25 protein-coding genes and 2 pseudogenes are annotated in these 26,342 nt (G+C 72.4%); 13 read left to right on the top strand and 14 right to left on the bottom strand.

Translation table 11 applies throughout. The features are described 5' to 3' along the window. The 3 genes and pseudogenes from OO52_RS48885 to OO52_RS48890 all read left to right on the top strand — a co-directional run. A pseudogene (locus tag OO52_RS48885) lies at nucleotides 1–215 on the top strand (transcriptional regulator); the annotation flags it as partial. 50 nt (nucleotides 216–265) lie between these two features. After that, nucleotides 266–1,063 carry an alpha/beta fold hydrolase gene (locus tag OO52_RS42625; protein WP_051819060.1) on the top strand — a complete coding sequence of 266 codons (798 nt, stop codon included), beginning with the start codon at nucleotides 266–268 and terminating at the stop codon, nucleotides 1,061–1,063. A 27-nt stretch (nucleotides 1,064–1,090) separates the two neighbouring features. Continuing rightward, a pseudogene (locus tag OO52_RS48890) lies at nucleotides 1,091–1,695 on the top strand (hypothetical protein); the annotation flags it as partial. Between the two features lie 26 nt (nucleotides 1,696–1,721). Here OO52_RS48890 and OO52_RS42635 read toward each other — a convergent pair. Beyond that, nucleotides 1,722–2,030: a hypothetical protein gene (locus OO52_RS42635; protein ID WP_030657915.1), complete on the bottom strand. Its 309-nt coding sequence runs from the start codon at nucleotides 2,028–2,030 to the stop codon at nucleotides 1,722–1,724. A gap of 465 nt (nucleotides 2,031–2,495) precedes the next feature. Beyond that, nucleotides 2,496–2,882, bottom strand: a complete 387-nt coding sequence (locus OO52_RS42640; protein ID WP_030657917.1) for a hypothetical protein — start codon at nucleotides 2,880–2,882, stop codon at nucleotides 2,496–2,498. Between the two features lie 287 nt (nucleotides 2,883–3,169). Between OO52_RS42640 and OO52_RS42645 the strand changes: the two genes are divergently transcribed. Together OO52_RS42645 and OO52_RS53605 are read left to right on the top strand one after the other, a co-directional pair. Continuing rightward, nucleotides 3,170–3,757, top strand: a complete 588-nt coding sequence (locus OO52_RS42645) for a TetR/AcrR family transcriptional regulator (protein ID WP_030657919.1) — start codon at nucleotides 3,170–3,172, stop codon at nucleotides 3,755–3,757. Further along, on the top strand, nucleotides 3,754–4,467 hold the full coding sequence (locus OO52_RS53605; RefSeq protein ID WP_231406219.1) for a hypothetical protein: 714 nt from the start codon (nucleotides 3,754–3,756) through the stop codon (nucleotides 4,465–4,467). The genes OO52_RS42645 and OO52_RS53605 overlap by 4 nt, the downstream gene beginning before the upstream one ends. 51 nt (nucleotides 4,468–4,518) lie before the next feature. On the opposite strand, the gene OO52_RS42655 is transcribed toward OO52_RS53605, so the two are convergent. The 4 genes from OO52_RS42655 to OO52_RS42670 all read right to left on the bottom strand — a co-directional run bounded on the left by OO52_RS42655 (nucleotide 4,519) and on the right by OO52_RS42670 (nucleotide 9,038). Next, complete coding sequence (locus OO52_RS42655; RefSeq protein WP_030657921.1) at nucleotides 4,519–5,412, bottom strand: Bax inhibitor-1/YccA family membrane protein; 894 nt, start codon at nucleotides 5,410–5,412, stop codon at nucleotides 4,519–4,521. Between the two features lie 172 nt (nucleotides 5,413–5,584). Next, nucleotides 5,585–6,208 carry a peptide deformylase gene (locus tag OO52_RS42660; RefSeq protein ID WP_374101775.1) on the bottom strand — a complete coding sequence of 208 codons (624 nt, stop codon included), beginning with the start codon at nucleotides 6,206–6,208 and terminating at the stop codon, nucleotides 5,585–5,587. Between the two features lie 70 nt (nucleotides 6,209–6,278). Then, nucleotides 6,279–7,079 (bottom strand): GNAT family N-acetyltransferase, encoded by an 801-nt coding sequence (locus OO52_RS42665; RefSeq protein WP_030657924.1) that lies wholly within the window; start codon nucleotides 7,077–7,079, stop codon nucleotides 6,279–6,281. A 573-nt stretch (nucleotides 7,080–7,652) separates the two neighbouring features. Beyond that, nucleotides 7,653–9,038 (bottom strand): FAD-binding oxidoreductase, encoded by a 1,386-nt coding sequence (locus OO52_RS42670; RefSeq protein WP_030657927.1) that lies wholly within the window; start codon nucleotides 9,036–9,038, stop codon nucleotides 7,653–7,655. 266 nt (nucleotides 9,039–9,304) lie between these two features. On the opposite strand from OO52_RS42670, the gene OO52_RS52330 reads away from it, so the two are divergent. The 3 genes from OO52_RS52330 (at nucleotide 9,305) to OO52_RS42680 (ending at nucleotide 13,085) form a co-directional block, all read left to right on the top strand. Further along, on the top strand, nucleotides 9,305–9,499 hold the full coding sequence (locus OO52_RS52330; protein WP_030940558.1) for a hypothetical protein: 195 nt from the start codon (nucleotides 9,305–9,307) through the stop codon (nucleotides 9,497–9,499). 126 nt (nucleotides 9,500–9,625) lie between these two features. Next, complete coding sequence (locus OO52_RS42675; protein WP_030657929.1) at nucleotides 9,626–12,418, top strand: LuxR family transcriptional regulator; 2,793 nt, start codon at nucleotides 9,626–9,628, stop codon at nucleotides 12,416–12,418. 178 nt (nucleotides 12,419–12,596) lie between these two features. Further along, the gene (locus OO52_RS42680; RefSeq protein WP_030657931.1) at nucleotides 12,597–13,085 is read left to right on the top strand and encodes an SRPBCC family protein; all 489 of its coding nucleotides are present in this window, start codon (nucleotides 12,597–12,599) and stop codon (nucleotides 13,083–13,085) included. A gap of 217 nt (nucleotides 13,086–13,302) precedes the next feature. Here OO52_RS42680 and OO52_RS42685 read toward each other — a convergent pair whose 3' ends face one another. Continuing rightward, on the bottom strand, nucleotides 13,303–14,850 hold the full coding sequence (locus tag OO52_RS42685; protein WP_106972169.1) for an MDR family MFS transporter: 1,548 nt from the start codon (nucleotides 14,848–14,850) through the stop codon (nucleotides 13,303–13,305). Nucleotides 14,851–15,085: 235 nt separating this feature from the next. Here OO52_RS42685 and OO52_RS42690 point away from each other — a divergent pair, with 235 nt between their 5' ends. The 4 genes from OO52_RS42690 to OO52_RS42700 all read left to right on the top strand — a co-directional run bounded on the left by OO52_RS42690 (nucleotide 15,086) and on the right by OO52_RS42700 (nucleotide 18,635). Further along, nucleotides 15,086–15,574, top strand: coding sequence for a TetR/AcrR family transcriptional regulator (locus OO52_RS42690; protein ID WP_030657935.1), 489 nt, complete (start codon nucleotides 15,086–15,088; stop codon nucleotides 15,572–15,574). A 553-nt stretch (nucleotides 15,575–16,127) separates the two neighbouring features. Then, on the top strand, nucleotides 16,128–16,940 hold the full coding sequence (locus OO52_RS53610; RefSeq protein WP_030657937.1) for a hypothetical protein: 813 nt from the start codon (nucleotides 16,128–16,130) through the stop codon (nucleotides 16,938–16,940). A 625-nt stretch (nucleotides 16,941–17,565) separates the two neighbouring features. After that, nucleotides 17,566–18,033: a hypothetical protein gene (locus tag OO52_RS53615; protein WP_234339972.1), complete on the top strand. Its 468-nt coding sequence runs from the start codon at nucleotides 17,566–17,568 to the stop codon at nucleotides 18,031–18,033. 152 nt (nucleotides 18,034–18,185) lie between these two features. Then, nucleotides 18,186–18,635: a hypothetical protein gene (locus OO52_RS42700; protein WP_030657942.1), complete on the top strand. Its 450-nt coding sequence runs from the start codon at nucleotides 18,186–18,188 to the stop codon at nucleotides 18,633–18,635. A gap of 84 nt (nucleotides 18,636–18,719) precedes the next feature. Here the strand turns inward: OO52_RS42700 and OO52_RS42705 are convergent, their stop codons facing one another. The 7 genes from OO52_RS42705 to OO52_RS42735 all read right to left on the bottom strand — a co-directional run bounded on the left by OO52_RS42705 (nucleotide 18,720) and on the right by OO52_RS42735 (nucleotide 25,621). Further along, nucleotides 18,720–19,637, bottom strand: a complete 918-nt coding sequence (locus tag OO52_RS42705; protein WP_030657944.1) for a TIGR03619 family F420-dependent LLM class oxidoreductase — start codon at nucleotides 19,635–19,637, stop codon at nucleotides 18,720–18,722. Between the two features lie 10 nt (nucleotides 19,638–19,647). After that, nucleotides 19,648–20,298, bottom strand: a complete 651-nt coding sequence (locus tag OO52_RS42710) for an HAD-IA family hydrolase (protein ID WP_030657946.1) — start codon at nucleotides 20,296–20,298, stop codon at nucleotides 19,648–19,650. Between the two features lie 370 nt (nucleotides 20,299–20,668). Then, a complete protein-coding gene (locus tag OO52_RS42715) occupies nucleotides 20,669–21,505 on the bottom strand; it encodes a prephenate dehydratase (RefSeq protein WP_030657949.1) in 837 nt (278 codons plus the stop codon). Between the two features lie 2 nt (nucleotides 21,506–21,507). Continuing rightward, the gene (locus tag OO52_RS42720) at nucleotides 21,508–22,440 is read right to left on the bottom strand and encodes a hypothetical protein (RefSeq protein ID WP_030657951.1); all 933 of its coding nucleotides are present in this window, start codon (nucleotides 22,438–22,440) and stop codon (nucleotides 21,508–21,510) included. Nucleotides 22,441–22,444: 4 nt separating this feature from the next. Then, nucleotides 22,445–23,416, bottom strand: a complete 972-nt coding sequence (locus OO52_RS42725) for a 2-hydroxyacid dehydrogenase (protein WP_030657953.1) — start codon at nucleotides 23,414–23,416, stop codon at nucleotides 22,445–22,447. Nucleotides 23,417–23,819: 403 nt separating this feature from the next. Beyond that, nucleotides 23,820–24,335 (bottom strand): flavin reductase family protein, encoded by a 516-nt coding sequence (locus OO52_RS42730; protein WP_030657955.1) that lies wholly within the window; start codon nucleotides 24,333–24,335, stop codon nucleotides 23,820–23,822. Nucleotides 24,336–24,418: 83 nt separating this feature from the next. Next, complete coding sequence (locus OO52_RS42735; protein ID WP_030657957.1) at nucleotides 24,419–25,621, bottom strand: acyl-CoA dehydrogenase family protein; 1,203 nt, start codon at nucleotides 25,619–25,621, stop codon at nucleotides 24,419–24,421. Between the two features lie 134 nt (nucleotides 25,622–25,755). On the opposite strand from OO52_RS42735, the gene OO52_RS42740 reads away from it, so the two are divergent. Then, nucleotides 25,756–26,337, top strand: coding sequence for a TetR/AcrR family transcriptional regulator (locus OO52_RS42740; RefSeq protein WP_234338052.1), 582 nt, complete (start codon nucleotides 25,756–25,758; stop codon nucleotides 26,335–26,337). Nucleotides 26,338–26,342 lie beyond the last annotated feature (5 nt).

The following is a 26,342-nucleotide window of genomic DNA, read 5'->3' on the forward strand; positions in this document are numbered from 1 at the left end:
TGGAAGCCGCGGCCGACCCCGACGACCCCGAACTCGCCCGCCTCGTCGGCGAACTCTCCCTCCACGACACCGACTTCCGCACCTGGTGGGCCGAACACCACGTCAGCACAGCCACCTACGGCACCAAGCACTACCACCACCCCCTCGTCGGCGACCTCACCCTCGACTGCGACACCTGGACCGCCCCCGACGGCTCCGGACAACGCCTGATCCTAGGACTCCGTAGCGGCCCCTGCGTCCCCGGACGGGTGAACCCGCGTGACACATGCTCGCGTACGACATCCGGGGCAGCGGGCCCGGTCTGGTACTCCTGCACGGCATCGGAAGCAGCGCGGCCGAGACCTGGGGGCCCCTGGTCGACGGCCTCGCGGCCACGCACACCGTCGTGCTCCCCGACCTCCCGGGATCGGGACGCAGCCCGCTGCCCGTCGGCCCGCTGGCGGCGAGCACCGTGGCGGACCAGGTGGTGGCCACGGCCCTGGCGGCCGGGGTGCGCGACTTCGTGATCGCGGGGGCCTCGCTCGGCGCGGCCGTGGCCGTCCGTGTCGCCGCCCGTCATCCGGGCCGGGTCCGTGGACTGTTCACCCTCGCCGGCTTCGCCCGGCCCCGCACCACGCTGTGGCTCAGTCTGGAGATGTGGGCGTCGCTGCACGCCCGTCGCGACGAGAGGCTGGGCCCCCTGCTGACCTCGCTGTCCTTCTCCGAGGAGTACCTGACCCACCTCACCCCGCGGGAAGCCCGGCAGCTGACCGCCAAGTTCGCGGGGTCCGCTCCCGGCACCGCCCAGCAGATCGCCCTCGCCCTGGGCATCGACGTCCACGGTGACCTTCCCGCGGTCGCCGCCCCCGCCCTCGTGGTGGCGAGCCCAGGTGACCGGTTGGTGGTCCCTGAGCACTCGCTGGAACTGGCGGAGGGGATACCCGGCGCGCGGCTGGCCGCGGTCAAGGGCGGGCACGCGGCGACCATCGAGGAGCCGGAACGAACCCTGGAGATCCTCGCCGGCTTCCTCCGCGACATCCGCCGGCACCACGGCGAAGCCTCCCACACCGTGCGAAACGTGTGAAACCTGTCCCAGCCGCCGAGACATACGTCGCTGCGTGACTCCGGTGTGGACGTGCGTGTCGGTCTGCACGAGGGCTCGAAGTCCAAGGCCAAGGCCGAGGAGCAGGGCCTGCGCGTGGGTGACCCCGGCCGAGGCCGCCGCCGAGGCCGACGTCATCATGATCCTCGTCCCGGACCCGATCCAGGCCCAGGTGTACGAGGAGTCCATCGCCCCGAACCTGACCCGGGCCACCTGGTGCGCCGCCAGTACGAGGAGGGCCGCGGCGTTCCGTGCATCGTGGCCGTGGAGCAGGACGCCTCCGGCAACGCCTTCGCGCTGGGGCTGTCGTACGCCACGGCCATCGGCGGCACCGCGCCGGTGTCATCAGGACGACGTTCACCGAGGAGATCGGGACCGCCGAGTGGGGCGACCACGTCACCGGCCCGCGCATCATCACCGACGCCACCAAGGCGGAGATGAAGAAGGTCCTCGCCGAGATCCAGGACGGCTCCTTCGCCCATAACTGGATGGACGAGTACCACGGCGGCCTGAAGCGGTACGACGAGTACAAGATGCAGGACTCCGAGCACCTGCTGGAGACCACCGGCAAGCAGCTGCGCAAGCTGATGAGCTGGGCGAACGAACAGGCGTGAGCCTCACCCGCACGCCTCGCCGACCGTCAGTCGGCCAGTCGGTCCATGACCACGGTCGCGAGGCGGAGCGCGGCATGCAGTTCCGTCACCTCGGCGACCGTGGGACGGACGACGCCTGACCACTCACCGCGCAGGCCCGGCCAGACCGCGAGCAGAACCTGGGCCCCCGCGAGCCCCAGCTGGGCCGTGACGTCCGTCCGGTCCGCGCCCGCGGGTGTCCAGGACAGCAGGACGCGGCCCTGCGGGACGCGGGTCGGTGCGCTCAGCGGCATCCAGGTGGCCATGAGCCTGTCGCCCACCGGCGTCACGATCGCGCCCCGGACGTCGGCCGGCATGGGCTCGCGCGTCAACGTGGACAGTTCGACGGTCCGGCGGGGCTCCGAGCCCCGCACCAGGGTGAGAACGGGCCCGCTCGCACGGGCGCTCCTGGACCGCCGCCCGGTCGACGACGGCCTGACCGGCGAAGGATCACAGCAAGGCCGACCGCACCTGTGGTACCTCGTCATGTTCTCTCCCCCTTCGGGCAAGGTGTGCGCTTGGTGGCATTCAGTCTTCCGCAGGCGGAGTGCCGGACACATCCGTCATCTGACTGTTCCGGGGGGCGGGGCGCACGCCGCCCGCGGCGACCGGTGCGAACGGTGCGGCTGAGCGACGGTCGGGACCGGTTCTCACGCGCTCTCGTCGCCCGGGCACCGGCCGCCCCGGCCGGGTGGGAGTGTCATCGCCGGCGGCGTCAGAGCCGGTCGCCGTCCGCGGATGCGCCCCGCCCCGGCCGGGTGGGAGTGTCATCGCCGGCGGCGTCAGAGCCGGTCGCCGTCCGCGGATGCGCCCTGTGCCACCCGCTCCAGCAGGCGGGCGCCGGCGGACAGCGCGGGTTCGGCGTGAGGCGCCGGGTGTGCGGTCACCGCGCACAGCTGGGCGAGGAGCCGGGCCAGCCGGCCGCCGCCCGCGTACGTCAGGGCGACGCTGCCCTCCCAGAGGGTCTCGCGCAGGCGGGCCGGGGTGAACTGCCCGTCCCCGGCGCAGGCCACGAGCAGGCGGGACGCCAGGGTCCGTTCCAGCGCCGCCGGGGCCCACCTGCCCTCGTCGAGGTCCTCGGCGAGGGCGCCGGTCAGCTCGTCGAGCCGCTCCACGGCCGACGTGTGCCGTCGCAGGCCGGCGACAGGAGCGACTGCGTCATGGGACATGGGTATCGGTTGCCTTCTGCTCGGTGCGGGTGGTGTGTGTCCGTCCTGCTCGCCGGACGACGCGCCCCCGCGGGTGGTCTGCCCGTCAGGACGACGGCGGCGGGGTGTAGATTTCCATCAGGATACGTGTTTGGCAGGTGTTCCCGGCACCGGCTCGACGAGCACCGGGTTCCAGAGTCGGTGTGTCGAGAGACCACAGCCATGTGTGCGACACGTCATCACGCTGCCCAGCGGGCGCGGCCCGAGCCCGCGCGACGGCATCATCACGGAGAGAGACCGGAGCATCGATGAGATCGGACGCACGCTCCAACCGGCTGCGCATCCTGGAGGCGGCGACGGAGGAACTCGCCGCGCCTGGCGACACTTCCCTGAAGTCCATCGCGCGCAGAGCGGGCGTGGGCCAAGGGACGCTCTACCGCCACTTCCCGACCCGCGAGTCCCTGATGCTGCAGGTGTACGGAGCGGAGGTGGACGAACTGGTGACCGCCGTGCCCGCGCTCCTGAAGACCCTGAGCCCGCCGCACGCGCTGCGGGTGTGGCTGGAACGCCTGCTGGGCCTCGGGGGATGCGCACCCGAGTTCGCGGAGGCGATGAGGGGAGCCACCGCCGTGATGACCGAGCAGTGCCGTGAGCCGTACCGGCCGCTGCTCGACGCCCTGACGGAGCTGGTGCGCGCCAACGAGGCCGCCGGGACCATCCTGCCGGGGACGACGGCCGACGACGTGCTCGTGTTGCTGGGCCCGTTGTGGGTCTGCCCTCAGGGCGAGGAGCACACCCGGGCCGCACGGCTGTTCGACGTGCTCATACGGGGGCTGTGTCCTTCGTCCGCCGCGCAGGACGCCACGGACCCCGGCGGAACGCGGCCCCGGGCGTGAACCTCCCCGGGCGTCGTCTCGCGCACGGCAGGCTGCATCTGCTGCTCACCCTCGACTCGCTGGTCGTCGTGCTCATCTCCGTCAACAGGAAGGCCGACGGCACGCTCGCGTACGTCGCGGACAACCAGTTCCTGCGCTGGGTCGAGATCGACAACATGGTGCTCGGCCTGTGCACCGTCCTGCTGTACTACCTGGTCGCCGCTCACCTGGTGCGCGACGCTCGGCCGCGGCGACGCGGGGGCCTGCTCGCGCTCGGTGCCCTGTTCACGGCCGGCGCGTACCTGTACGCCCTGAGTTTCGGCGACCACGAGGTCACCAACTACCTGCACGGGCGGTTCTGCTCCGAGAGCCTGCCCGCGATCTGCCGTGTCGTCGCCTTCAACGACGACGTGTTCTCCGACGCCGTCTTCCTCGCCGGGTTCACGTTGCTGAACACCACAATCATGCTGGCCCAGTTCCTCTTCCCGACCGACCGTGCGCCGCGCCCCTGGGACAACGTCCTGATCACCGTGAACGCTCTCTTCATCGGCGCGGGCATCACCGCCAACGTGGCCTTCGAGAAGGCCGGTTTCGATCCGTTCGTGGTCGGTGGGACAGCGGTGTTCGCGCTGGTCCTGCTGTGGCTCTCGCCCCGGCAGCCGGTCCTTCGCTACTACGGCGTCGCGTACGGCGTCGGACTGCTGGCCACGGTGGTGATCAAAACCCGGTGACCCGTCGGCCGCCCGGTGGGCCGGACGGAGCCGAGGGCCGTCCTCCTGGGGTCAGTACAGCTCGTCGCCGGGGAAGAGGGTGAACAGCCGCGCGGTCTCCACGTACAGCCACACCAGGGTCAGGGTGAGCCCGAACGCGGCCGGCCAGGACTGGTCACGGGACGCGCCGTACGTGACGCCGTCCTCGACCTGCCGGAAGTGCAGGGGCAGGAAGGACATCCCGAAGGCGAGACCCACGACTCCCATGACGATGCCGAGGCCGAGTGGGCGCAGGCCCAGGCCCTCCGCGCCCATGAGGGGGAAGAGGATCCAGTCCGCCAGGCCGAGGAGGCCCAGTCCGAGCAGCGCGGCGCCGGCGACACCGTAGAACCGGCGGTTCGCCCGCATCCAGTGCAGTGCGCGGGCGAGGAGGGCCGCGGCGGAGGCCGCCATCGTGCCGAGCACGGTCTGCACGAAGAGACCTGGTGACAGGTGGCTGGAGGCCGTCATCGACAACACGCCGAGGAACACGCCCTGGAACGCCGCGAACGTCAGGGTCAGGGACGCGGACGGCAGGTTCCTGCGGCGCTGGACCACCACCAGCGCCGCGGCGAGCAGTCCGGCGCCGGCGGCGACGCCGTACGACGCGGCCGTGCCGAGCGCGGCGAGCGGCAGCAGGGTCCACGACAGCGCGGCCGTGAGAGCCGTGATCGCGAGCGCCGCCGCCGCACGGGGCAGGACGTCGTCCATCGTCATCAGGTCGCCGACGAAAACGGGCAGCGGAGCGGCCTCGTCGGCGTGAGCCCGCTCCCAGTCGTTGCCCACTCTGATCCGGTCCCGGGCGACGGCGATCCCGGCCCGCGGGTCCCTGACCGCCGTCTTCTGTCCGCCCCGCCGTTCGAACTGCGGCCGGGAGAGTATCGGATTGCTGCTCGTCAGCGAAAGCTGCTGTTCGACCGGTGTCACGCCAGGTCCTCTTCTCCGTGTCGGACGTACCGCTCTCGGCAGTCGTGTGTGATCCCGGGTGCCGACGGGCTCGCCGGAGTGTCGGCGTGCTTCAGCCTGACGCAGGGGACAAACCGTGCGCATCAGTCACTTGACGGTGGGAAGGGAAGGTTTCCCGGCCCGCGACGGGCAGTCACGGCATCCTGAATCCCAGCGCGTGCGCGGCCGCCTCGGGGGTCGGCTGCGACCAGTGCCGCGCGACGGCCTCGTTGGCGGACAGCGACCGCGACTCGGCCACGTCCAGGTAGAGCGTGCCGGCCAGGTGGTCGGTCTCGTGCTGCACGATGCGCGCCGGCCAGCCGGTGAACACCTCGTCGATCGTGTGACCGTGCTCGTCCTGCCCGCGCAGCCGCACCCGGGCGTGGCGGGCCACCACCGCCTGCCAGCCCGGCACGCTCAGGCACCCTTCGAAGAACGCGGCCCTGGTCTCGCCCTCGGGCTCGTAGGAGGGGTTGACCAGCACCCGGAAGGGCAGGGGGGTGCGTCCCCGCGCCTCGAACACCTCACGCGGCCCGCGTGCCCGGTCCTCCACCACCGCGATGCTCAGCGGGACACCCACCTGGGGCGCGGCCAGTCCCACGCCCGGGGCCGCGTGCATCGTCTCGCGCAGCGCGGCCAGGAAGCGCTGCAGCAGCGTGTCGTCGAGCTGACCGTCGTACGGTTCGGCGACGCCGCGCAGTACGGGGTCGCCGGCGGCGACGATGGGCAGCGGGCCGCCGGTCTCCAGCAGTTCCTCGACGCGCTCGGACAGGGACATGTGTGTCGTTGGAGCAGTCATACTCTCTGCTTGTCGCTCGTGGTGGGTGTGAACCACACGTGTTTTCGGATCATTCCGCCGGCGCGTAGAAGTGCATCGGGGAGTTCGGTTCGAAGCCGATCCTCGGGTACACGGGGGCCCCGGCGACGGTCGCGTGCAGGGTGGCCCGGGTCAGCCCGGTGGCGCGGGCGCCCTCGTACAACGCCTTGCGCGTCACCGCCTCGCCGTACCCCCGTCGTTGCTGGTCCGGTTCGGTGGCGACGAGCACCACGAACAGGCGGCCCTCCGCCTCGACGGTCGCGGCGCACGCGACCGGGACGCCGTCCCGCAGCGCCAGGTAGGCGTACACCTCCCGCTTCCACAGCGTGGAGCCGGCCAGCCCGTCGCGGCCGTCCTCCAGGTCGAAGCCGTAGGCACGCGAGTTGATGTCCGCGTAGGCGCGCAGCTGTTCGTCGGTGGTCACCCGCTGGAAGACGAGGTCCGGGTGGTGGGGCTCGGGGACGGGCAGCAGGTCGCCGGCCATGCCGGTGCCGGGGAAGGCGTGGGCCAGGCCGGCGCGCCGCGCCGCCTCCGCCAGTGCCGCGCGCGCGTCGTCCGCGAGCAGGTCCTCGAAGAGCCACAGGAAGCCCGGCCGTTCCTTCGACCGCATGATGTCCGCCGCCTGGCGCAGGCGCTTCTCCAGGAGGGCCGCGTCCGCCCCGACCTCGTTCAGGGTGATCGCGTTCCAGAAGGCGAACCGGCAGTCGGCCCAGCGGACGGCGAGACCCGGCAGGTCCCGGACGTCCGCTTCCGCGTCCCGGTCGAGCACCATGACGCGCCAGACCGTGGAGAGCTGTTCCACCGACTCGACCGCAGCCGCGAGATCCGTCACCGCAACTCCCTCACCTCGTCGTGTGCGGACGTCCCGCACCTTGCCGTGTGTGCGTACGTCCTGCCCCGTGCCCGTGGCGCTCACCGGACAGTCCCGGGCTTCCGCTCGCCTCCGCCCCCACAGCGGAACCGAACGGAAGCCCGGTGGGCGACCACCCGGGGGAAGCGCCCGGCGGACGGCCGCCGTCCCCGCGACCCGATCGGCAGCGGGAACCTGCCGCATTCCACACGGATGCGGGGCCGCCGCCGGTTCACTTCCGGAGGCAAATCGGAGCCAGTTCCACGAACTGGTGCCGCAGGCCCGGGCGGCGAGGTGCGTGCGCGGGCCCAGGGGACGGCGTCCCGCTGAACCGGGCCAGGACGGCACCGCGGCGTGCGCTCGCCCCGCCGGACGCGGTGACCGGGCCGGGTCGCGCGGACCTCCGCCCCGCAGCCCGAGGACACGCACCTGGCCGCCTGAGGACGCGCATCCCGCCGCCGGAGCGGGCGCGCGCCCGGGTGAACGCCCCGTCGACGGCCGCCGGTTCGCGACCGCAGGCACGGCGAGGGGCGCGCGTCGTTCGGGTCCGCCGGATCAGGCCGGCGTGATGTTGTGGTTGAACCGGAAGACGTTGGCCGGGTCGTAGCGCCTCTTCACCTCGGCGAGCCGGTCGAACCGCTCCGCCCCGTACACCGCGCGCACTCCGTCTGCGTCGGTCGCCTCGTCCGGTGACAGGAAGTTGACGATGTTCCGCCGGGCCTCCCAGGGCGCGAGCCCGTCCCTGACCCGGGCCAGTTCGGCCCGCAACGCGTCCGCCTGGTCCGGGGCGCCCACGGCGACCGCGAACACGACGTACGGAAGTCCTCGGCTCGACACCGCGTTCGGCACCGCCGGTTCACGGTCGAGCGCGCCGCCGAGCGCCCGGATCTCCACGGTCGTCAGGGTGCATCCCGACCGCGGGCCCGTCAGTTCCACGAAGGCCTTCATCGTCTCCGCGGAGAACTCCTCCAGGCAGAGACTGCGGTCGAAGTAGGGCATGGGGTCGACGGGATCCATGTGGATCTCCCCGATCGCGGTGAAGGGCTTCTCCTCCACCAGGTCGATCAGCACCGGCGCACACGCACGCAGCGGAGCGACCAGTTCGGCGCCGTCGGCCGCCGACCCGAGGTAGCCGATACGCAGGTGGACCACGAAGGCACCGCGCAACGGCTCGGGCAGCACCGGGATGTCGGGCAGCCGCTGGACACTTATGGAGGAGGTCATGTCCTCCCCCACTCCCGGCAGCCAGTTCCGCCAGGCCTCCAGCACCTGGGCCAGGTGCTCACCCGCGAAGTAGATGCCGCCGCCGTAGAAGCGCGCGACCGGGAACACGTCGAACTCGATCTCGGTCACCACACCGAAGTTGCCCTTGCCGCCCAGCACCGCCCAGAACAGGTCGGGTTCGCTCTGCGGAGTCACCCGGCGCAGTTCTCCGTCCGCCGTGACCATGTTCAGCCACCGCACGTGGTCGGCGGCGTACCCGAGCGACCGTCCCAGCAGCGGGCTCAGTCCGCCGCCCAGCGTGTAGCCGACGACGCCGACGTCCGGGGCCGAGCCCACGATCGGGGCCAGTCCGGACTTCGCGGTGTGCGGCAGCACGTCCCGCCACAGCACACCCGCCTCGACCCGCACGGTCTGTGCCTGCGCGTCGACGAAGACGCCCTGCATCCGCTGCGTCGTGATCAGCAGCCCGCCCTCGGCCGGGGAGACCACCTGATGGGCCGCGGTCTTCACCGCGACCGGCAGCCCGTGCCGCACGGCGAACCGGACCGCCGCACGTATGTCCTGCTCGCCGGTGGCACCGACCACCACGGCCGGTCGGAGGCCGCAGGCCAGGTTGAACGTGGCGCACTCCGCGTCGTAACCGTCCGCTCCCGGCTCCAGCACCGGTCCCTGGACGGAGCGCCGCAGAGCGGCCACGTCCTCCGGCCGAAGGTCCATACGTGTCACACCGGACTTTTCCGCACTCACCTGATCACAACCTCACTCGCACATGCGGCACATCCCCGCGCCGCGTCGTCGTACGACACGGACAAGACGGGCAGCGGGCGACGAACCCTGTCGCCACCTACACGAGCCGGACGTGCTCCGGCGTTCACATCTACGTGTGACCGTACGCACGGTGGGAACCAGTTGCTCCGCCTATGCGAAAGAGACCCGGCAACTGAAATACGTGTGCCGCCTGATTCAGCAGGAACGGACCCTCCATGTCGTCACAGAAACCCGGGGACGAGGAGTCCATCGCCGGCCACGCCCGCAGGTACTTCAGCGCTGCTGCGCCGTTCCTGATGCCGTGGCGCGGACGCACGACCAGCTCCGGCTATTACGCCGTAATAGGTAGGGCTCCGCCGGGGAGCGGCCGTGCCCCGGCCCGCGAGGCGAGCCCGGAAACGGCGACGTAACGGCAATGGCCGATTATGGACGTCCTTTACACTGCAGTGATTGCATGGGCCGCACGGGGCGGGTGCCGGCACAGCCAGGTCGGCGGAACACCGAGCCTCCGTACGTCGGCCGTTGGAGGCAGCCCGATGAATGACCTGGAACCGACCGTGTGTCCGGCCTCGACACGGCTGGTCGGACGCGACGCGGACCTCGCGTTCATCCAGTCCTTCTTCGGCAACTCCGAGGTCCAGGGAGCGGCTCTGCTGCTCTCGGGCGAGGCCGGGGTGGGCAAGAGCGCCGTGCTCGACGCGGTGGCGAAGGGTGCCGTGCACAACGGCGTCCGGGTCCTGCGCGCGGCCGGCGTGCAGTTCGAGGCGGACATCAGCTACGCGGGCCTCAACCAGCTCCTCGTGCCCCTCTTCGACGACCTCGACGTCCTGGACAACCCGCACCGCGACGCCCTGCGGGTCGCTGTCGGAATCGGCAGCGGACCGGTTCCCGACCGCCTCCTGACCTCGACGGCGGTGCTGCTGCTGTTGCGGCTGATCTCCGCCGAGACGCCGCTGCTGGTCGTCGTGGACGACCTGCCGTGGCTGGACCGGGCGACCAACGCCGTCCTCGGTTTCGTGGCCCGGCGGCTCGTCGGCAGCCGTATCGGCTTCCTCGCGGCCTCCCGTGAGGGCTCCGACAGCTTCTTCGAGTCGAGCGGCCTGACCGAGCACCGGCTCCAGCCGCTGGACGACGCGTCGTCGGCCGAACTGCTCGCCCTGACTCACCCCGATGTCTCTCCCGCGGTACGGCGCCGCATCGCCGCCGAGGCACGCGGCAACCCGCTGGCGCTGGTGGAGCTGCCGGTGGCGCTCTCCACCGAGCAGCGCGCGACCCTGGCGGCGGTGCCCACCGTGCTGCCCCTGACCGAGCGCCTTCAGGCGATGTTCGCCTCGCGCGTGGCCGCGTTGCCCGACGGCAGCCGGGAGCTTCTGCTGCTCGCCGCCCTCGACGGCACCGGCGACCTGGCCGCGATCGAGGCCGCCGCGGCCGGCCGGGCCGGCGTCGACGACCTGGCCCCCGCCGAACGCGACCGGCTGGTGACGATCTCGGCGGACAACCGGCGGCTGTCCTTCCGGCACCCTCTGATCGGCTCCGCGGTGGTGGAGCTGGCGACCGCCTCGGAGCGCAGAAGAGCCCATCAGGCGCTCGCCGGTGTGCTCGGCGACCAGCTGGAGCGCCGCGCCTGGCACCTGGGAGAGGCGGCCGTGGGCCCGGACGAGACCGTCGCGGCCCTGCTGGAGGAGGCCGCGCGCCGCCGCCTGCGGCGCGGGGACGCGCTCGGCGCGGTGACGGCGATGACCCGGGCCGCCGGGCTGAGCACCACCGCGGCCGACGAGAGCCGCCGGCTGGCCGAGGCGGCCTACGTCGGCGTGGACTCCAGCGGAGAACTGGAGGACGCCTCGCGACTGCTCGCCGGGGCCCGGCTCGTCCATCCCGGCACCGGGCAGCAATCGTTGCACGCGGCGGCCGCGGCCGCGTTCCTGCTGATCAACAGGGACGGCGACATCGACACCGCGTACCGGCTCCTCGTCGGGGCGATCGAGTCCGGGGGTCACGGCTGGGACGCCTCGGACCCAGCTCTCGTCGAGGCCCTGCACCTGCTGGTGCTGCTGTGCTGGTACGGCGGCGCTCCCGAGCTGTGGCAGCCGCTGTTCGCGTTCATGGACCGGCTGACGCCCGAACCGCCGGAGCTGCTCTGGGTCATCTCCCAGACCTTCGCCGACCCGGCGCGCACCGGTCCCCCGGCCCTGCCCCGCCTGGCGGAGCTGATCGCCACCGTCGGGGACGATCCCACCCGCGTGGTGCGCGTCGGCACCGCCTCGGTCTTCCCCGACCGGCTCGGGGACTTCCGGTGGGCGACGCGCCGGCTGATCGAGCAGGGCCGCGCAGGCACCGCGCCCGTCCGCCGGTATCTGGGCGCGCTGATGCACCTGGGCCTGGACTACGTCCTCCTGGGCCGCTGGGACGACGCCACACAGCTGGCCGCCGAGGGGCTCGCCCTGTGCACCAACCACGACTACCGCTTCTTCGCGTGGTACTTCCAGTACATTCGGGCGGTCGTGGCCGCGGCGCAGGGCGACGCGGAGACCGCTGCGGCGCTGACCGAGGAGATCGTCCGGTGGGCGACGCCCCGCGGGGCCCATGGCGCCCGGTTCTTCGCCTGCCACGCCAGGGCGCTGGCCGCCCTCGGCGACGGTGACTACGAGACCGCCTACCAGCACGCCTGCCGGCTCAGCCCGCCCGGGACCGTGGCCCCCTACGTGCCGATCGCCATGTGGGGCACGATGGATCTGGTCGAGGCGGCCGTCCGGACCGGCCGGGAGGAGGAGGCCGCAGCCCACGCGGCGGCGATGCGCGCGTCCGCGATGGGCGAGCTGTCGCCCCGGCTGGAGCTGCTGGTCCTGGCCAGCGAGGCGCTGACCACTGCCGGCGAGGAGTCCGTCGCCCTGTTCGAGCGGGCGCTGTCCCTGCCCGGACCGGAACGCTGGCCGTTCGACGCCGCACGGGTGCGTCTCTTCCACGGTGAACGCCTCAGGCGCCTGCGTGCCACGGCGGAGGCCAGGGAACAGCTGACCCAGGCGCTGGAGGTCTTCCAGCGCCTGGGTGCCAAGCCCTGGGCAGCCCGTACGGCGGCCGAGCTGCGCGCGAGCGGCCTGTCCGCGCCGGCCGCTCCCAAACCGGGGCCCGTGGCGCTGACCGCGCAGGAGTTGCAGATCGCCACGCTGGCGGCGACAGGACTGACGAACAAGCAGATCGCCGAGCGGTTGTTCCTGTCCCATCGCACGATCGGTACGCATCTCTACCAGATCTATCCCAAGCTGGGCATCACTTCGCGGGCCGCGCTGAGAGACGCGCTCTCCGGCCTCGACCTCGACGGGAACGACTGACTCGACGGGAACGACTGACGCGCGCCGGCGAAGGCCGACGACGGGCCGTCCGCTCAGTCATTTGACGTATGCCGGTCCGTGGGCAGCCCCGCAGAGTGGAGGCGGGAACGGCCTGCTCGGGCTGTCCTCCCGCGGTGGCCGTACCTGGGGCCGCCGGGCGACGCGAGAGGGGAACCGGATGCTCGATGCCTCGGACAGCCATCCGGACATCCACTGGCCGTCGGGCTTCTCGCCCGACCAGGCCCACAGCTTCTGCCAGGCGCAGGCCGTGGTGCACGCACCGCCCGCCACCGCCTTCGCCCTGCTCGCCGATGTGACGCGGTGGCCCGACTGGGTTCCGGGCATCACCGAGGCGTGGGCCGGACCGCTCCCCCGGGCCTTCGAGGTGGTCTTCCACGAGCAGCGGTTCGAGATCTTCCTGGGAGAGCACGAACCTCCCCGCCGGCTCGGCTGGTCGGGCGTCGGCGCGGGTGTGCAGTTGTACCAGGCCTGGCTGTTCACCGCCGTCGCGAACGGTACCCATGTGGTGACCGAGAACGTCGTCCGCGGTCCCGCCGCCAGGTCCCTGAACGCGTTGTCCCCCGTGTGGGCGCAGCGGCTGAACACCCTGTGGATCGCGCAGCTCAAGCGACTCTCCGAAAGCGCCCCGGACGTGGGCGGCGCGTAACCGGCACCACCGGGGGCGGCCGCGTGCCCGCGCTGCGCCCGACGCCTCACCCCCGAAGCGCGCGAGCCCGCCGGAACGCCGGACGCCATCACCCCGACACGGCACAAGCCCACCGGAACGCCGAACGCCATCACCCCCGACACGCCGCGGGCGTCCGGACACGCCGACGGCCGGCACCCGCTGGGGGCGTCGGCCGGTCGTGGCGCTGCGCGGTGGTTCAGGCGGCCGGAACGGTGTCCTTGGCCGCCGGGTCGGGGGTGGCGGAGTCGAGGGCGGCAGGGCTCGTGTCCCCGGACTTCCGGGCGGGCCGGAGGAAGACGGCGAGGACGACGCCGACGACGAGGGTGGGCGCGATCAAGAGGTAGCCGCCGGCCGTGGCGTGGGCGAAGGCGTCCAGCGCGGTGTCGCGCAGGGCGGCCGGCAGCCGGCCGATGGTGTCGGGGCGGGCGGCGTCGAAGCCGGTCCTGGTCGGCAGGGCGCCGGTGCGGTCGGCGAAGCCGGTGTTGAGCAGGGTGCCGAAGACGGCGACGCCGAAGGCCGCGCCGATGGAGCGGGCGAAGGTGACCACGGCGCTGGCGGCGCCGAGGTCGACGGCAGGCACGCTGTTCTGGACGGTGGTCAGCACGACCATGGGCACCATGCCGATGCCGACTCCGGTGATCAGGAAGTAGACGCTCAGCACCAGGGTGCTGGTGCCGGCCCCGATGGTGCCCAGCAGGAGCAGTCCGGCGAGGTTGGCGACCAGACCCGCGAGCAGGATCACGCGGAGCCGCTCGACGTGCGCTGCCCAGCGTCCGGCCAGGGACTGGCTGATGACCAGCCCGGCGACCAGCGGCAGCATGTAGATGCCGGAGAGGGTGGCCGAGACACCGTGGACGATCTGCAGGTAGGTCGGCAGGTAGACCAGGACGGAGAACATCGCGGCGTTGGCGAGGAACCCGATCAGCGAGGAGAAGACCACGGTCCGGGAGCCGAGCATGGCCGGCGGCAGGACCGGGGCGGCGGCGCGGCGCTCGACGGGCACCAGCAGCGCGGCCAGCGCGACGGTGGCGACGATCAGGCCGATGATGGCCGGCGAGCCCCAGCCCCAGCGCTCACCGAACGAGGTGGTCAGGACCAGGCCGGTGGCGATCACGGCCAGGACGGTGGCGCCGAGGTAGTCGATGCGGGCCTTGGCTCCCCTGGTGGCCGCGGGCAGCGCACGGGCGGCGACGACGAGGGCGACGACGCCGATGGGCAGGTTGATCAGGAAGGCCCAGCGCCAGGAGAGCTGGTCGGTGAAGATGCCGCCCAGCAGCGGGCCGACGATGCTGGCGACGCCGTAGACCGAACCGAACATCCCCTGGTACCGGCCGCGTTCGCTCGGCGAGACGATGTCACCGACCAGGGCGAAGGTCAGCACGATCATGCCGCCGCCGCCGATGCCCTGGAGCACGCGGGCGCCGATCAGCTCGGGGAGGTTCTGCGCCAGGCCGCAGGCCACGGAAGCGATCAGGAAGATCGTGGTCGAGGTCAGGTACAGGCGCTTGCGGCCGAACATGTCGCCGAGCTTGCCCCACAGCGGCGTGACCGCCGTGGACGCGAGGAGGTAGGCGGCACTGACCCAGGCGATGTCGTCGAACCCGTTGAGGTCCTGGGCTATCCGGGGCAGCGCCGTGGAGACGATCGTCTGGTCCAGGGCCGCCAGGAGGACCGCGAGGATCAGCGCGCTCATGGCGGCCGCCACCCCGCCCACCCGGGGTGAGGACTGTTGTGACGTCGGCATCGAAGGTGCCTTTCTGGAAGCGGTGGGCGGGCGCGCCGACCGTGGCACAAGCCAAGAGCCTCAGCGCGTCTGCACTACCTTGCTTATCTGTCACTTCAATGTAGCACTTACTCGACGCACTTTCACACTCCAGTGGCTTTAGCTGTCTGAGGCTCCACATTTCCTGGCTAGACTCGGTGCGGTGAGAGCCGACGCAGCACGCAACCTGGAAGCAGTCCTGACCACCGGAGCGCGCATGCTCGCCGCCGACCCCGGCGCGAGCATCGCGAGCATCGCCGCCGAGGCGGGCGTGGACCGGCGCACCGTCTACCGGCGCTTCGCCTCCCGCGAGGAACTCCTCGCCGCCATCTACGAGTCCCGCCTCACGGCCATCGAGCGGGCCATCGAGGACGCCCGGCTGCGCGAGGCACCCGTCACCGTCGCCCTGCACCGCTACGTCGAGAACATCATCACCGTCAACCGCACCTGGCCCGTCGACCTCACCCGCATGCTCGCCGACGACACCGTCCGCGCGCGCCGCGACGCGTCCGTCCGCGAGGTGGAAGCCTTCCTCGACCGCGCCACCGACGAGGGTCTCCTGCGCCCCGGTCTGCCGCAGGGGTGGGCCGGCGTGCTGCTGCCCCAGCTCATGCACCTGGTGTCCCGGCAGATGCCCGAACTGAGTCCCGGACAGGCGGCGGACGTCGTCGTCGACACCCTGTTGCACGGCCTCGGGGCCTCCTGACACGCCGACGGGCCCCCGGGAACACACGGACGCATGTGTTCCCGGGGGCCCGTCGGCCCACGTGGCGGCGGTCAGGTCGCAGCGCCGCCGCTCAGCTCATTCCACGGCCTGCCGAGCCGTGTCCGGGCCGGAGGCCTCCTGTGTCTCCTCGTCACGGGGACGCCGGGACACCGCCGACGAGGGCGAGAGTACGGTTCCGGGGAGGCGGACGCGGCGGAGTCGGGACGGCTTGTGGGCGGATTCGGGGCGCTTCAAGGCTTCTCCCATCGATGCGTTGCCGTACCCCCGGCGCGCGCGGCACCGACGGGGCGGACGGGGTGGGTGTTCTGGAGAAACCAGCGAGGACGCGCACACATTCCGGGTCGGACCGGATCCGCACGGACGGCGGGCTCCAGGTGTCCACATGGCGTCATGGCACAACCGCGCCACAGCGCGGTGACATGTGCGGGGGCCGACTGTCGAATGCTTGCGGCATCCCGTAACACGTCCGACGAAGGGACCTGTCGTGCCGCCTCTGCCTTGGCGCAGGTGCGGGTGGACGACGCTGTGCACCGTGTTCGCGGTGCTGGCGGCGTCACCCGTCCCGGCCTTCCCGGCCGCCGAACCGCCCGCTCCGCCGCCCGCCGCTCCCACCGCCCCGGCGACGGCCCCGCCCGGCGCACCCCGGGTGACCCTGGTGACCGGCGACACGGTCACCGTCGTACGGGCCCCCGACGGCACGCGCAGCCACCTGGTACAAGACCCTGAAGGCCGCTACACCGGCTTCGAGACCCACCGCAGCGGGCGGCACACCTACGTCTATCCCCGCGACGCGCTGCCGTACGTCGCCGCCGGCCTGCTGGACCGGGAACTGTTCGACGTCGACCGGCTGTTGGCGGACGGCTACGACGACGCGCACCGCGACCGGCTGCCGCTGATCGTCACCTACACGGACGCGGCCCGGCACTCCGGCCGCCTGACGCCACCGCGGGGCGCCCGCACGATACGCGCGCTGGAGAGCATCGGAGGCGCGGCGCTGGCCGTGGACCGTTCGACGGCGTTCTGGACGTCGGTCACCGGCCACACCTCCGCACGGGACGCGAACCGGCGGCCCCGGCTCCAGGGCGGCATCGCCAAGATCTGGCTGGACGGCAAGGTGAAGGCCGCTCTCGCCGACAGCACCGCGCAGGTGGGAGCGCCGCGGGTGTGGGCCTCCGGCGACACCGGTGAGGGCGTGGACGTCGCGACGACACGGTGTCCGTGCCGGAGCAGGCCGCCGCGGCGGCCGCCGCGGGCGCCCGGCTGCTCCTGGTCGTCAACGACGGCGACGGCCGTCTGCAGCCGTGGGAGAACTCCCCCTGGCTGCCGGCGGATCCACCGCCACTGACCGTCGCCACGCTCACCCACGACGAGGGCGAACGGCTCATCGCCCGGACGACCGGCGACGCCCGTACCCGGCTCTCCGTCACCTCGCACCCCGTCACCGAGTACGTCTACGACCTCGCCCACGACTACCGGGGCGCCGTCCCCGCCGACCTCGTCCACCGGACCGACCGGCGCGAACTGGCCCGCGTCGACGTCTCCTTTCGCAACTACCGTGCCGGGCGGGCGCTGGAGAACCGGGACGACGTCACACCGGCCGGCGGCAGCGCCCTGAACCCCTCGGACGCCCCGGCCCAGGGTGACCGCACGGACTGGGTCACGGCGGGCGAGCCCTGGTCGGACCGGGCGCAGATCCCGGCCGAGCAGCAGCAGTACGCCCCGGCCGTCACCTACCGCGCCGGATCCGCCGCCCGGGTCAGCTGGTTCGGGCCGGTCCAGCGGTCGCGGCTCATCGACGGCAACGGGCACCGGTCCGCCAGGACGACAAGCTGTACGTGTCCGTCCCCGGCTGGGGCGACTCGGGAACCGGCCATCTGGGCGGCAGCTACGGCAACTTCGACGTCGACAACCAGGTGCGGCTCTATCAGGGTGACAGGCTCGTCCGTGAGATGGGCCGCTACCAGCTCACCATGACCGTGTCCGGTCTGAGCCCGGCCCCGCTCCCCTACCGTCTGGTCTCGGAGAACTCCCGTGACGCCTGGAACGTTCCCTACTCCACCGCCACCCGGACCGAGTGGGGGTTCACCTCCCGGGCGGGCGCGACGGGCGAGCAGGCCCAACTGCCGCTCATCCAGCTCGACTACGGGATCGCCACCGACGCCTCCGGGCGGGCCGGGCGGCACGCTGAACTGGCGGTGACCGCCTCGCACCTGGCCGGGTCCACCGGCACCGCCGCGGTCGACGAGGTGGGCCTGGAGGTCTCGTACGACGACGGGGTCACCTGGCACCGCGCGGCGCTGCGGCACTCGGGCACCACGTGGCGGACGCGGCTCGACGCCCCCCGCGCCGCCCGGTTCGTCAGCCTGCGCGTGAACGCGCGCGACGCCCGCGGCAACAGCGTGCGGCAGAGCGTCGTACGGGCCTTCGGGCTCACGTAACAGGTGCCGGGGCGGCCGGCCCGGCCGCCCCGGCATCCCGTGCCACCCGAGATCACACCTATGGCACCCTTCAAAGCGGACATTATGTGTAATGTCTTCTTTGCCGTATCGGTATACGTATCTCGGCCACGTGTCACGTACAGGGAGTTCTCATGCGGTCACTCACCAAGGGTCTGCTCGCCGGAGCAGCCGGCACCGTCGCGCTGAACGTCGTTTCGTACGGCGACATGCTGCTGCGCGGCAGGGGATCCAGCAACATGCCGGCGACGGTCGCGGGGAAGCTCGCCGGCGGGGTCGGGGTGCGGCTGGGGGAAGGTGAGGACAAGGCCCATCGTGAGGAGGCCCTCGGCGCGCTGCTCGGCTATGTCACCGGCCTCGGGGTCGGAGCGGCGTACGGGTTGGTGCGGCGCGACGGGCACCTGCCGGTCTGGGCGGCCGGGCCGCTGCTCGGTGCCGCGGCCATGGCCGGCAGTGACGTCCCGGCCACCGCGATGAAGGTGACCGATCCCACCACCTGGAGCCTCACGTCGTGGGTGTCGGACGTCATCCCGCACATGGCGTACGGCTTCACCGCGGCGTCGGTGTACCGGGTGCTGCGCTGAATCCTCCTCGCGACAGGTCCCTCGGCCTGCCCGCAGGGGCGAGGAGGAACTCGCCTCCTGGGCGGGTCCACGCGCGGTGCTCCGTCAGCCGGCGCGGACCCCTTCGAGGAAGCGGCCGGCCAGGTCGACACGCTCGGCGAGGGTGGGCTGCGCCTGCCCGAAGTCCACGAACAGCTCGTGCACCCCCGCCTCGGCGGCGGCCCGCGCGTAGTCGACGTACTGGTCCAGCGTCCCCGCCCGGGGCATCTGCTCCGGGCCGGTCCTCGAGTCGGTCAGCTCGGGGTTGACGCGCAGCGCGATGTGCAGGCCGGCCGGGTCCCGTTCCGTCTCCGCCGCCTCCTTGAGGACGGTGTCCCACATGCCCATGAGGTGCGCGAGGGGCATCGCGCCGGGCAGCCAGCCGTCGAGCCGGCGCCCGATCCGCCGCAGGCCCCTGGGGGTGAACGCCGCGAGCAGCACCGGAGGGCCGGGCCGCTGGCGCGGCTTGAGCCCCACCACGGTCTCCGGGATGGTGAACAGCGGCCCCTCGTGGGCGAAGACGTCCTCGGCCCAGTACCCCTCCAGGACGTCCAGCGTCTCGTCGAGCCGCGCGCCCCGGCCCTTCCAGGGCACGGAGACCGCGGTGTACTCGTCCGGCATCCAGCCCAGACCGAGGCCCACGGTGAGCCGTCCCTGACTGAGGATGTCAAGGGTGGTCAGCGACCGGGCCAGCATGATCGGCGGCTGCCACAGGCCGTTCAGCGTGCTCGTGCCCAGGCGGACGCGGCTCGTGTGGGACGCGGCGAAGGTGAGAGCCACCAGGGGGTCCATGTGGTTCTCGTAGACGCGCGGCATCCGGCCGTCGCGGCTCGGGTACGGAGCGCTCGGAACGCGGGGGGCGAGGACTCGGTCGCCCGTCCACAGGGAGTCGTATCCCATCTCCTCCGCGGTGCGGCAGACGCGGAGAAGGCCTTCCGGCGTGGCATCGGGACCGAAGGTGGGAAGGGCCAGACCCAGTCGCATGTGTGTCTCCTCAGGGGGCCGTCCGCTCGGGGTGCGCGTCCGTCAGCGCAACGCCGAGCAGGTTTTCCAGGGCGGCGACCGTCCGTGTGGGCTCCACCGCGTGGACGGTGGTGAAGCCGAGTTCGGCCGCAGGGGGGAGGTACTGCTCGGTGTCGTCGACGAAGACGCACTCCTCGGCCGACAGGCCGAGCCGCTCCAGCACGAGCCGGAAGCTCTCCCGCTCGGGCTTGCGCGTCCCGTGGAGTTCGGACAGCACCACGGCGTCGTAGAGTTCGTCCACCTCGTAGCCGTCGTACAGGTTCCACGGGGTCAGGCCGACGGAGTTCGAGAGGATGCCGACCTTCACCCCGGCCCGGCGCGCGGCGGCGGCCGCGGCGATCACCGAGGTCTCGGGGCGCAGGTCGGCGAAGATGCGGCCCATCAGGTTGTCCGGCGCGATACCGAGCAGCCGTCCGGCCGCTTCGTTCCACTGCGTCTGGGTGAGCGTGCCGCGCTCCAGCTCCTCGGTGAGCCGGATCCCCTCGGGGTTCAGGTAGAGGCCGGTGAGCAGCGTCCCCTCGGCCAGTCCCGCGCGCTTTTCGAAGGCGAGCGCGGCGGGCAGCAGAGGTGTCGTCAGCACACCACCGAAGTCGAGGACGAGGCCCTTGCGGTGCTGAGTCATGCCCACACCCTAGAAGGCCGTCCGGCCCGGGCTTCCACCAGGTCACCAGGTTTGTCGCCGATCAGGCACATGTGTGGATGTCGCGGCTCGGCGGGCGGGGCGCCCCATGTGTGTTCATTGACCATGTGTGTCCATCGTCGCACAGGGCGCCCGGGGACGTCGCGGCGGCCGCGCACCCGCGCTGTCCGTGAACCCCGCGGGGGGCCGCGAACGTTGTCCGGGTGAAGGGGTTCTCCGCCGCCCCGGCGACGGCGGCGGAGACCCCGGCTCACCGGCGGACCGGCCACGACGGTCACGACCGGCGGCCCATGCGGTCAGGAACACGCCCTCCCTGGCCGCTCGGGTCGCCTCGTACCGTCCCCGGGACGGTTCAGCCCCCGAGCCGGTGCGGATGTGCGGGGTACACACCGAGGATGCGCACCTCGGAGGAGAAGAACCGCAGCTCGTGCAGGGCGAGGGCGACGCGCTCGTCGTCGGGGTGCCCCTCGATCTCGACGTAGAAGCGGCTGGGGTTGAGCCCCGCGCCCATCTGGTAGCTCTCGATCTTGGTGAGGTTCACGCCGCTGCTGGCGAACCCGCCGAGTGCCTTGTACAGCGCACTGGGGATGTTGCGCACGCAGAAGAACAGGCTCGTCATCGTCGGCTCCCCGGTGTGGGGGGCCAGGGCGGCGTCCCGGGACAGCACGACGAAACGCGTCGTGTTGTCCGGGTCGTCCTCGACGCCGGAGCGCAGCACCTCCAGGCCGTGGAGCCCGGCCGCGGCGGGCGGGGCGAGCGCCGCGTGCCGCGGGTCGCCCAGCTCGGCCACCTCGCGCGCCGCTCCGGCCGTGTCGTCGCTGACGAGGGTGCGCCAGCCGCCCTCCCGCAGCAGCTTGCGGCACTGTCCCAGGGCGTGGACGTGGCTGCGTACGCACTCCACCTGGTCCAGGGTCGCGCCGGGCACCCCCATCAGGTCGAAGCGGATGGCGAGGAAGTGCTCGGCGACGATGAACAGTCCCGACTCCGGCAGCAGGTGATGGACGTCCGCGACGCGTCCGGCCGCGGAGTTGTCCACCGGGATCACGGCGACGTCGGCGGCGCCGAGCGTCACCGCGTCCAGGGCCTGCTCGAAGCTCGTTCGGGGCAGTTCCACGCTCTCGGGGTACAGGGCGCGTGCGGCGGTCGCGGAGTTGGAGCCACGTTCTCCCTGATATGTGACGGTTGTCACCTTTATGCACCTTTCCAGGAGGTCCCGTCGTCGGGCGGCAGAAGCTGCGTCGCGTACCGCACCTGCTGAAGTATCGGTGCACTGGCTTCCATCAGATGCACCAGGGGGTGCTCACCGGCGTACCCGTACGACGCCAGTGCGTGGTCGAGCGCCGACGCGACCACCTGATGGGCGGCGTTCCCGGCCCGCTGCACGCGCGCGGCCAGCCGCTCCTCGGCGGACAGCGGCAGGCCCAGCCGCGCGGAGGGCGCGCCGTGCAGGGCCGCCGCCAGGCTCAGCCGCTCGTCGTGCAGCACGGCGGCCAGTTCGGCGGCCACGGCGGCGGACGGCCGCGGTCCCCGGGCCGCGCCGGGCTCCGCGTCCGCCGCGGCCAGTGTGTCGGTCATGCGCCGGACCGCTCCCAGGGCCTGGGCCACGACGGCCGTCCACAGGAACGGCGCGTCCCCGGCGCGCAGCGGGGTGGCCGCCGCGTGCGTGACGAACCCTGTGGGCACGTGCACGTCCTCCAGCCGGAACACCGGTCCCGGCATGTCGGCGTCGCCCGTGACGGCGTGGACCGCGGCCCGCAGCGCCTTGGAGGGCACCGCGAACAGATCCAGGCCGCCGGGCGTTGCCGTGACGGGGCGGGACGGCCGTTCGCCGGCGGTGAGCGGCAACGCAAGCCACGGTCCGGTTCCGTCGTGCCCCGGCAGGTGCCACAGTCCGGACAGGGAGAAACCGCCGCCGACGGCCGGCCGCGCCACCGGCCTGTCCCGGACGTCCGCGCCGGGTACGGCGGTGGTCAGCGGCGCGGCCCAGTTCCAGGCGGTGGTGAACGCGTGCCAGGCGGCGGACGGGTCGCCATGGGCGCGCTCTTCGTAGAACGCGAACACTCGCGCGAGGCCGCTGTCGGGTCCGAGCACGTGCAGATGGTCGCCGTGCGTGGATGTCGTCATGGGCTCACGCGGCCTGTTCGACATCGTGGGCCGCGGTCGTCGTCACGACGACGTTGTGCAGTTCCTCGCCCCGCGCGTAGCGGCGCAGCTGCCGGCGCAGGAAGTCCTCGGTCATCGTCGGGAACGCGTCGGTGAAGGCCGCCACGTGCGGGGTGATCAGGGCGCCGGGCAGGTGCCACAGCGGATGGCCGGGCGGGAGCGGTTCCGGATCGGTGACGTCGAGCGCGACCCGGAGCCGGCCCTTTCGCACCTCCTGGACCAGTGCGTCGGTGTCCACCAGCTCTCCCCGGGCGGCGTTCACCAGCAGGGCCCCGTCCTTCAGGAGCGCCAGCGCGTCCGCATCGAAGATGCCGCGCGTCTGCTCGGTCAGCGGCGCGCACAGCACCACCGCGTCCGCCGTGGGCAGCAGCTCGGGCAGCTCCGCCACCCCGTGCACCCTCCCGGCCGGGGTGGTGCGCGCCGTCCGGGCAACGAGGACCGGCTCGCACCGGAACGCGCCGAGCCGGGCGGCGACGGCCGCGCCGACGGCACCGTAGCCGATGACCAGGACGCGCTTGCCCACCAGCGTGGTGCGGAACTCGGGCTGCCACGTCCCCTCGGCCTGGCGGGCACCGAACACGTCGAGCCCCCGGCACAGGGCCAGCAGCAGGGTGACCGCCAGTTCGGCGGTGGCCTCGCGGTGCACGCCGCGCCCGGTGGTCAGCCGGGTCCCGGGCGGCATCGCGTCCAGCAACGGCAGCATGTGGTCGTAGCCGGAGCTGAGCAGCTGGAGCACCTCCAGGTTGCGCATCCGCGGCAGGACGGGGCTCAGGACGCGTTCGGCGCCGGGGGCCGGTGGCCCGACGAGGAAACGGACCTCGGCGGGGTCACCCGGCAACGGGCCGGACCCGTCCCAGTACGCGTAGGTGAACTCGTCCGGCAGGCCGGGTATCCGGTGTCGGTGGTACGGAAGCCAGACGGTCGTGCCGTCCTTCATCGTGATCAGCTTCTTCCCGCTCAGGTGCCGCGTGGGGCCGGCACCGACGTGCGGCCGTCCGTGCGGCGGTGGGTCCTTCGTGCCGGACCGCGTCCCGCGGAACCTGTCCACGCGGCGGACGATGTCCGGACCGCCCCGGTCGGCATGGGGTCGTTCCCTCACTTGAGGGGACGTGTGTGTCATGCAGGAGGTTCACGTGAGACCGGCCACTTCGGTGTGTGTCCGGCCACACGGATGAGATACGTGTGGACGCATGGAGGGTGTCCGGAGGCGGTGTGTCGCGGTGCCGGTGAGTACCCGCCGACGCAGAACGCGGTACGCATCAAGACCGTCCGCGCTCCGGCCGGGAGCAGCGGCGCCGGCCGGCCGCGGGGCGCCGCCCGGGTGGGCCGGGGCCGCCCGCTCACCGCACGTGCGCCGACAGCCCCGGGACCAGCTCGCGGTAACGGCCGCGGTGGAAGACCAGCGGTTCCTGTGCGGGATCCGCTCCGAGCGCCAGGACCCGCCCGACGACCAGGGTGTGGTCACCGGCGTCGTACTCGTTCCACAGCTCGCACGAGATGAAGGCGCACACGCCGTCCAGTCGCGGCGCGCCTCCCGGGCCCGGCGACCATCCGATTCCGTGGAACCTGTCGTTCCCGGAGCGGGCGAACGCGGCGCTGACGTCCGCCTGGCCGGCGGCCAGGACGTTGACCCCGAAGGTGCCCGCCGTACGGATGAGAGGCCAGGTCCGCGAGGTGCGGGCCGGGGAGAAGGAGATGAGCAGGGGGTCGAGGGAGAGGGAGACGAAGGACTGGCAGGTGAAGCCGAGCGGGCCGGCCGGCCCGCCGGCCGTGATGACGGCGACGCCGGTCGCGAAGTGCCCGAGCACCTCGCGCACGGTGCCTCCGGCGGCCGCCGGGGCACTGAGGCCGAACATGGTGACTTCTTCCTTTCTCGCCCGCCGGGCGACGGCCATGCGCCCGGCGGGCGTACGAACAGATGCGAGGCGTGGGCCGTGCCTCAGACCATGGGGCTGACCGGCCGGTCGTCACCCACCAGGGCACGGCCGTACATCTCCTTGGCGAGTCCGGGGTTGAGGGTGGGGTGCCGGGACGCGGTCTCCAGATCCCGCCAGTGCCGCTGGATGGTCTTGGTGAGCGAGAAGCTGCCCGCTCCGCTGACGGTCAGCAGGGCCTGCACCGCCTGGCGCAGGCAGGTGGAGGCGTGTCCCGCGTCCATGCGCACCCGCGCCCGTTCGAGCAGCGTGGGGGTGGTTCCGGAGGCCGCCGCGGTGCCGATGAACTCCGCCGAGCGCCTCAGGTGCAGGTACGCGGAGTCGATGAGGGTGGCCGCTTCGGCGAGCGCCGCCTGCACGCTGGGCGAGTCGGCGAGCCGGGCGTGCAGGGACATGGCCATCGGCTTGCCGCCCTCGACGGCCTCCATGGTGAGCTGGAGGACCGCCCTCGCCATGCCCAGCAGCGGTCCCATGGAGACGACCGTCATGGATCCCGGGGGAATCCGGTACAACGGCTCCTCCGGCAGTCCCTGGCCCTGGACGACGTCGGCGAAGCGCCGGAGCCGGTGGTACGGGACGAACACCTTGTCGGCGATCAGCGTGTCACTGCCCGTGCCGCGCATGCCCGCCATGTCCCAGGTCTTGTCGATGGTGAGGGCGGAGGCCGGCACGAGCGCCAGTCCTCGTTCGGTCGCGGCGCCCGGCTCCCCCGGCAGCGGGACGCCGAGCAGGGCCCAGTCGGCCTGGTGGCTGCCGGACGCCCAGGCCCAGGAGCCGGAGACGAGCAACCCGCCCTCGACGGGCGCGGCGGTGACTCCCACGCTGCCGAACACCCCGCACATGGGGACGTCGGGGCCGTCGCCCCACAGGTCCTGGCGCGCCTGCTCCCCGAAGGAGGCGGCGATCTGCTGCGCCACGTACGAGACCATCACGACCCAGGCGCTCGACGGACAGGCCAGCGCCACCTCGGCCGACACTTCCAGGCTGTCGGCGGGCGCCAGCTCCTCACCGCCCCAGCGCTTTGGTACGCCGAGGCGGAACAGGCCCGCCTCCCGCAGCGCCCGTTCGGCCTCGGGCGTCAGCCGGCTGTCACGCTCGGCCGCGTCCGCGGTGCGGCGCAGCACGGGGGCGATCTCTCGGCTCGCTTCCACGAGCCGACGGGTCGGATCGGCGAGCGTGGCGCGCTCGCCGCTGATCGATGCGGTCATCACCACTCCTGGGGGAACTGGATTCGGACCCTTGGGTCCGCTTGTCTCGTCCAGCATAACCGGACTCTCGAGTCCGTTTGTTCCCGTGGTCCTGAGTGGTCCTGACCACACAGGACGGCAGGCACAATGAACGGGTGAATCCGGTGCAGACGACTCCGCAGCAAAGCCGGCAGGAAGCCCCCCGCAGGCGGGCCGACGCCCGGCGCAACCACGAGCGGGTCTTCGCCGCGGCACTGGAGGTCTTCGAGGAGTTCGGGCTCCAGGGCACCGTGCCGCAGGTCGCCGAGCGCGCCGACGTGGGGAAGGCCACGGTGTACCGCAGCTACCCGACCAAGGAAGACCTGGTGGAAGCGGTCGTGGGGCACCGGCTGGGGGAACTGGAGCGGATCACCGCGCCCGCTCTGGCCAAGGCCGAGCCGGCGCGGACCTTCGAAACCTACGTGCTCCTCCTCTTCGAGAACCTCGCCCGGGACCGTCTGCTGTCCGAGGCGCTCGCGGAGGGGCGGTCGACGGCGTACACCGGTCCCCTGCTCGACCGGCTGGCCGCGCTGATGGAGGAGGCCAGGACCGCCGGCCGGATCCGCCCGGACGCCAGCCCGCTGGACCTGCGCGTGGTGCTCTGCGGCATGTGCCTACAGCTGGTCAACCTCGCGGAGCGGGATCCGGCACTGTGGCGCAGGTACGGCGAACTGACCCTCCAGGCACTGCGGCCCTGACCCCG

Origin of the sequence: Streptomyces flaveolus (assembly GCF_000716535.1) — a bacterium.
GTDB lineage: Bacteria > Actinomycetota > Actinomycetes > Streptomycetales > Streptomycetaceae > Streptomyces > Streptomyces flaveolus_A.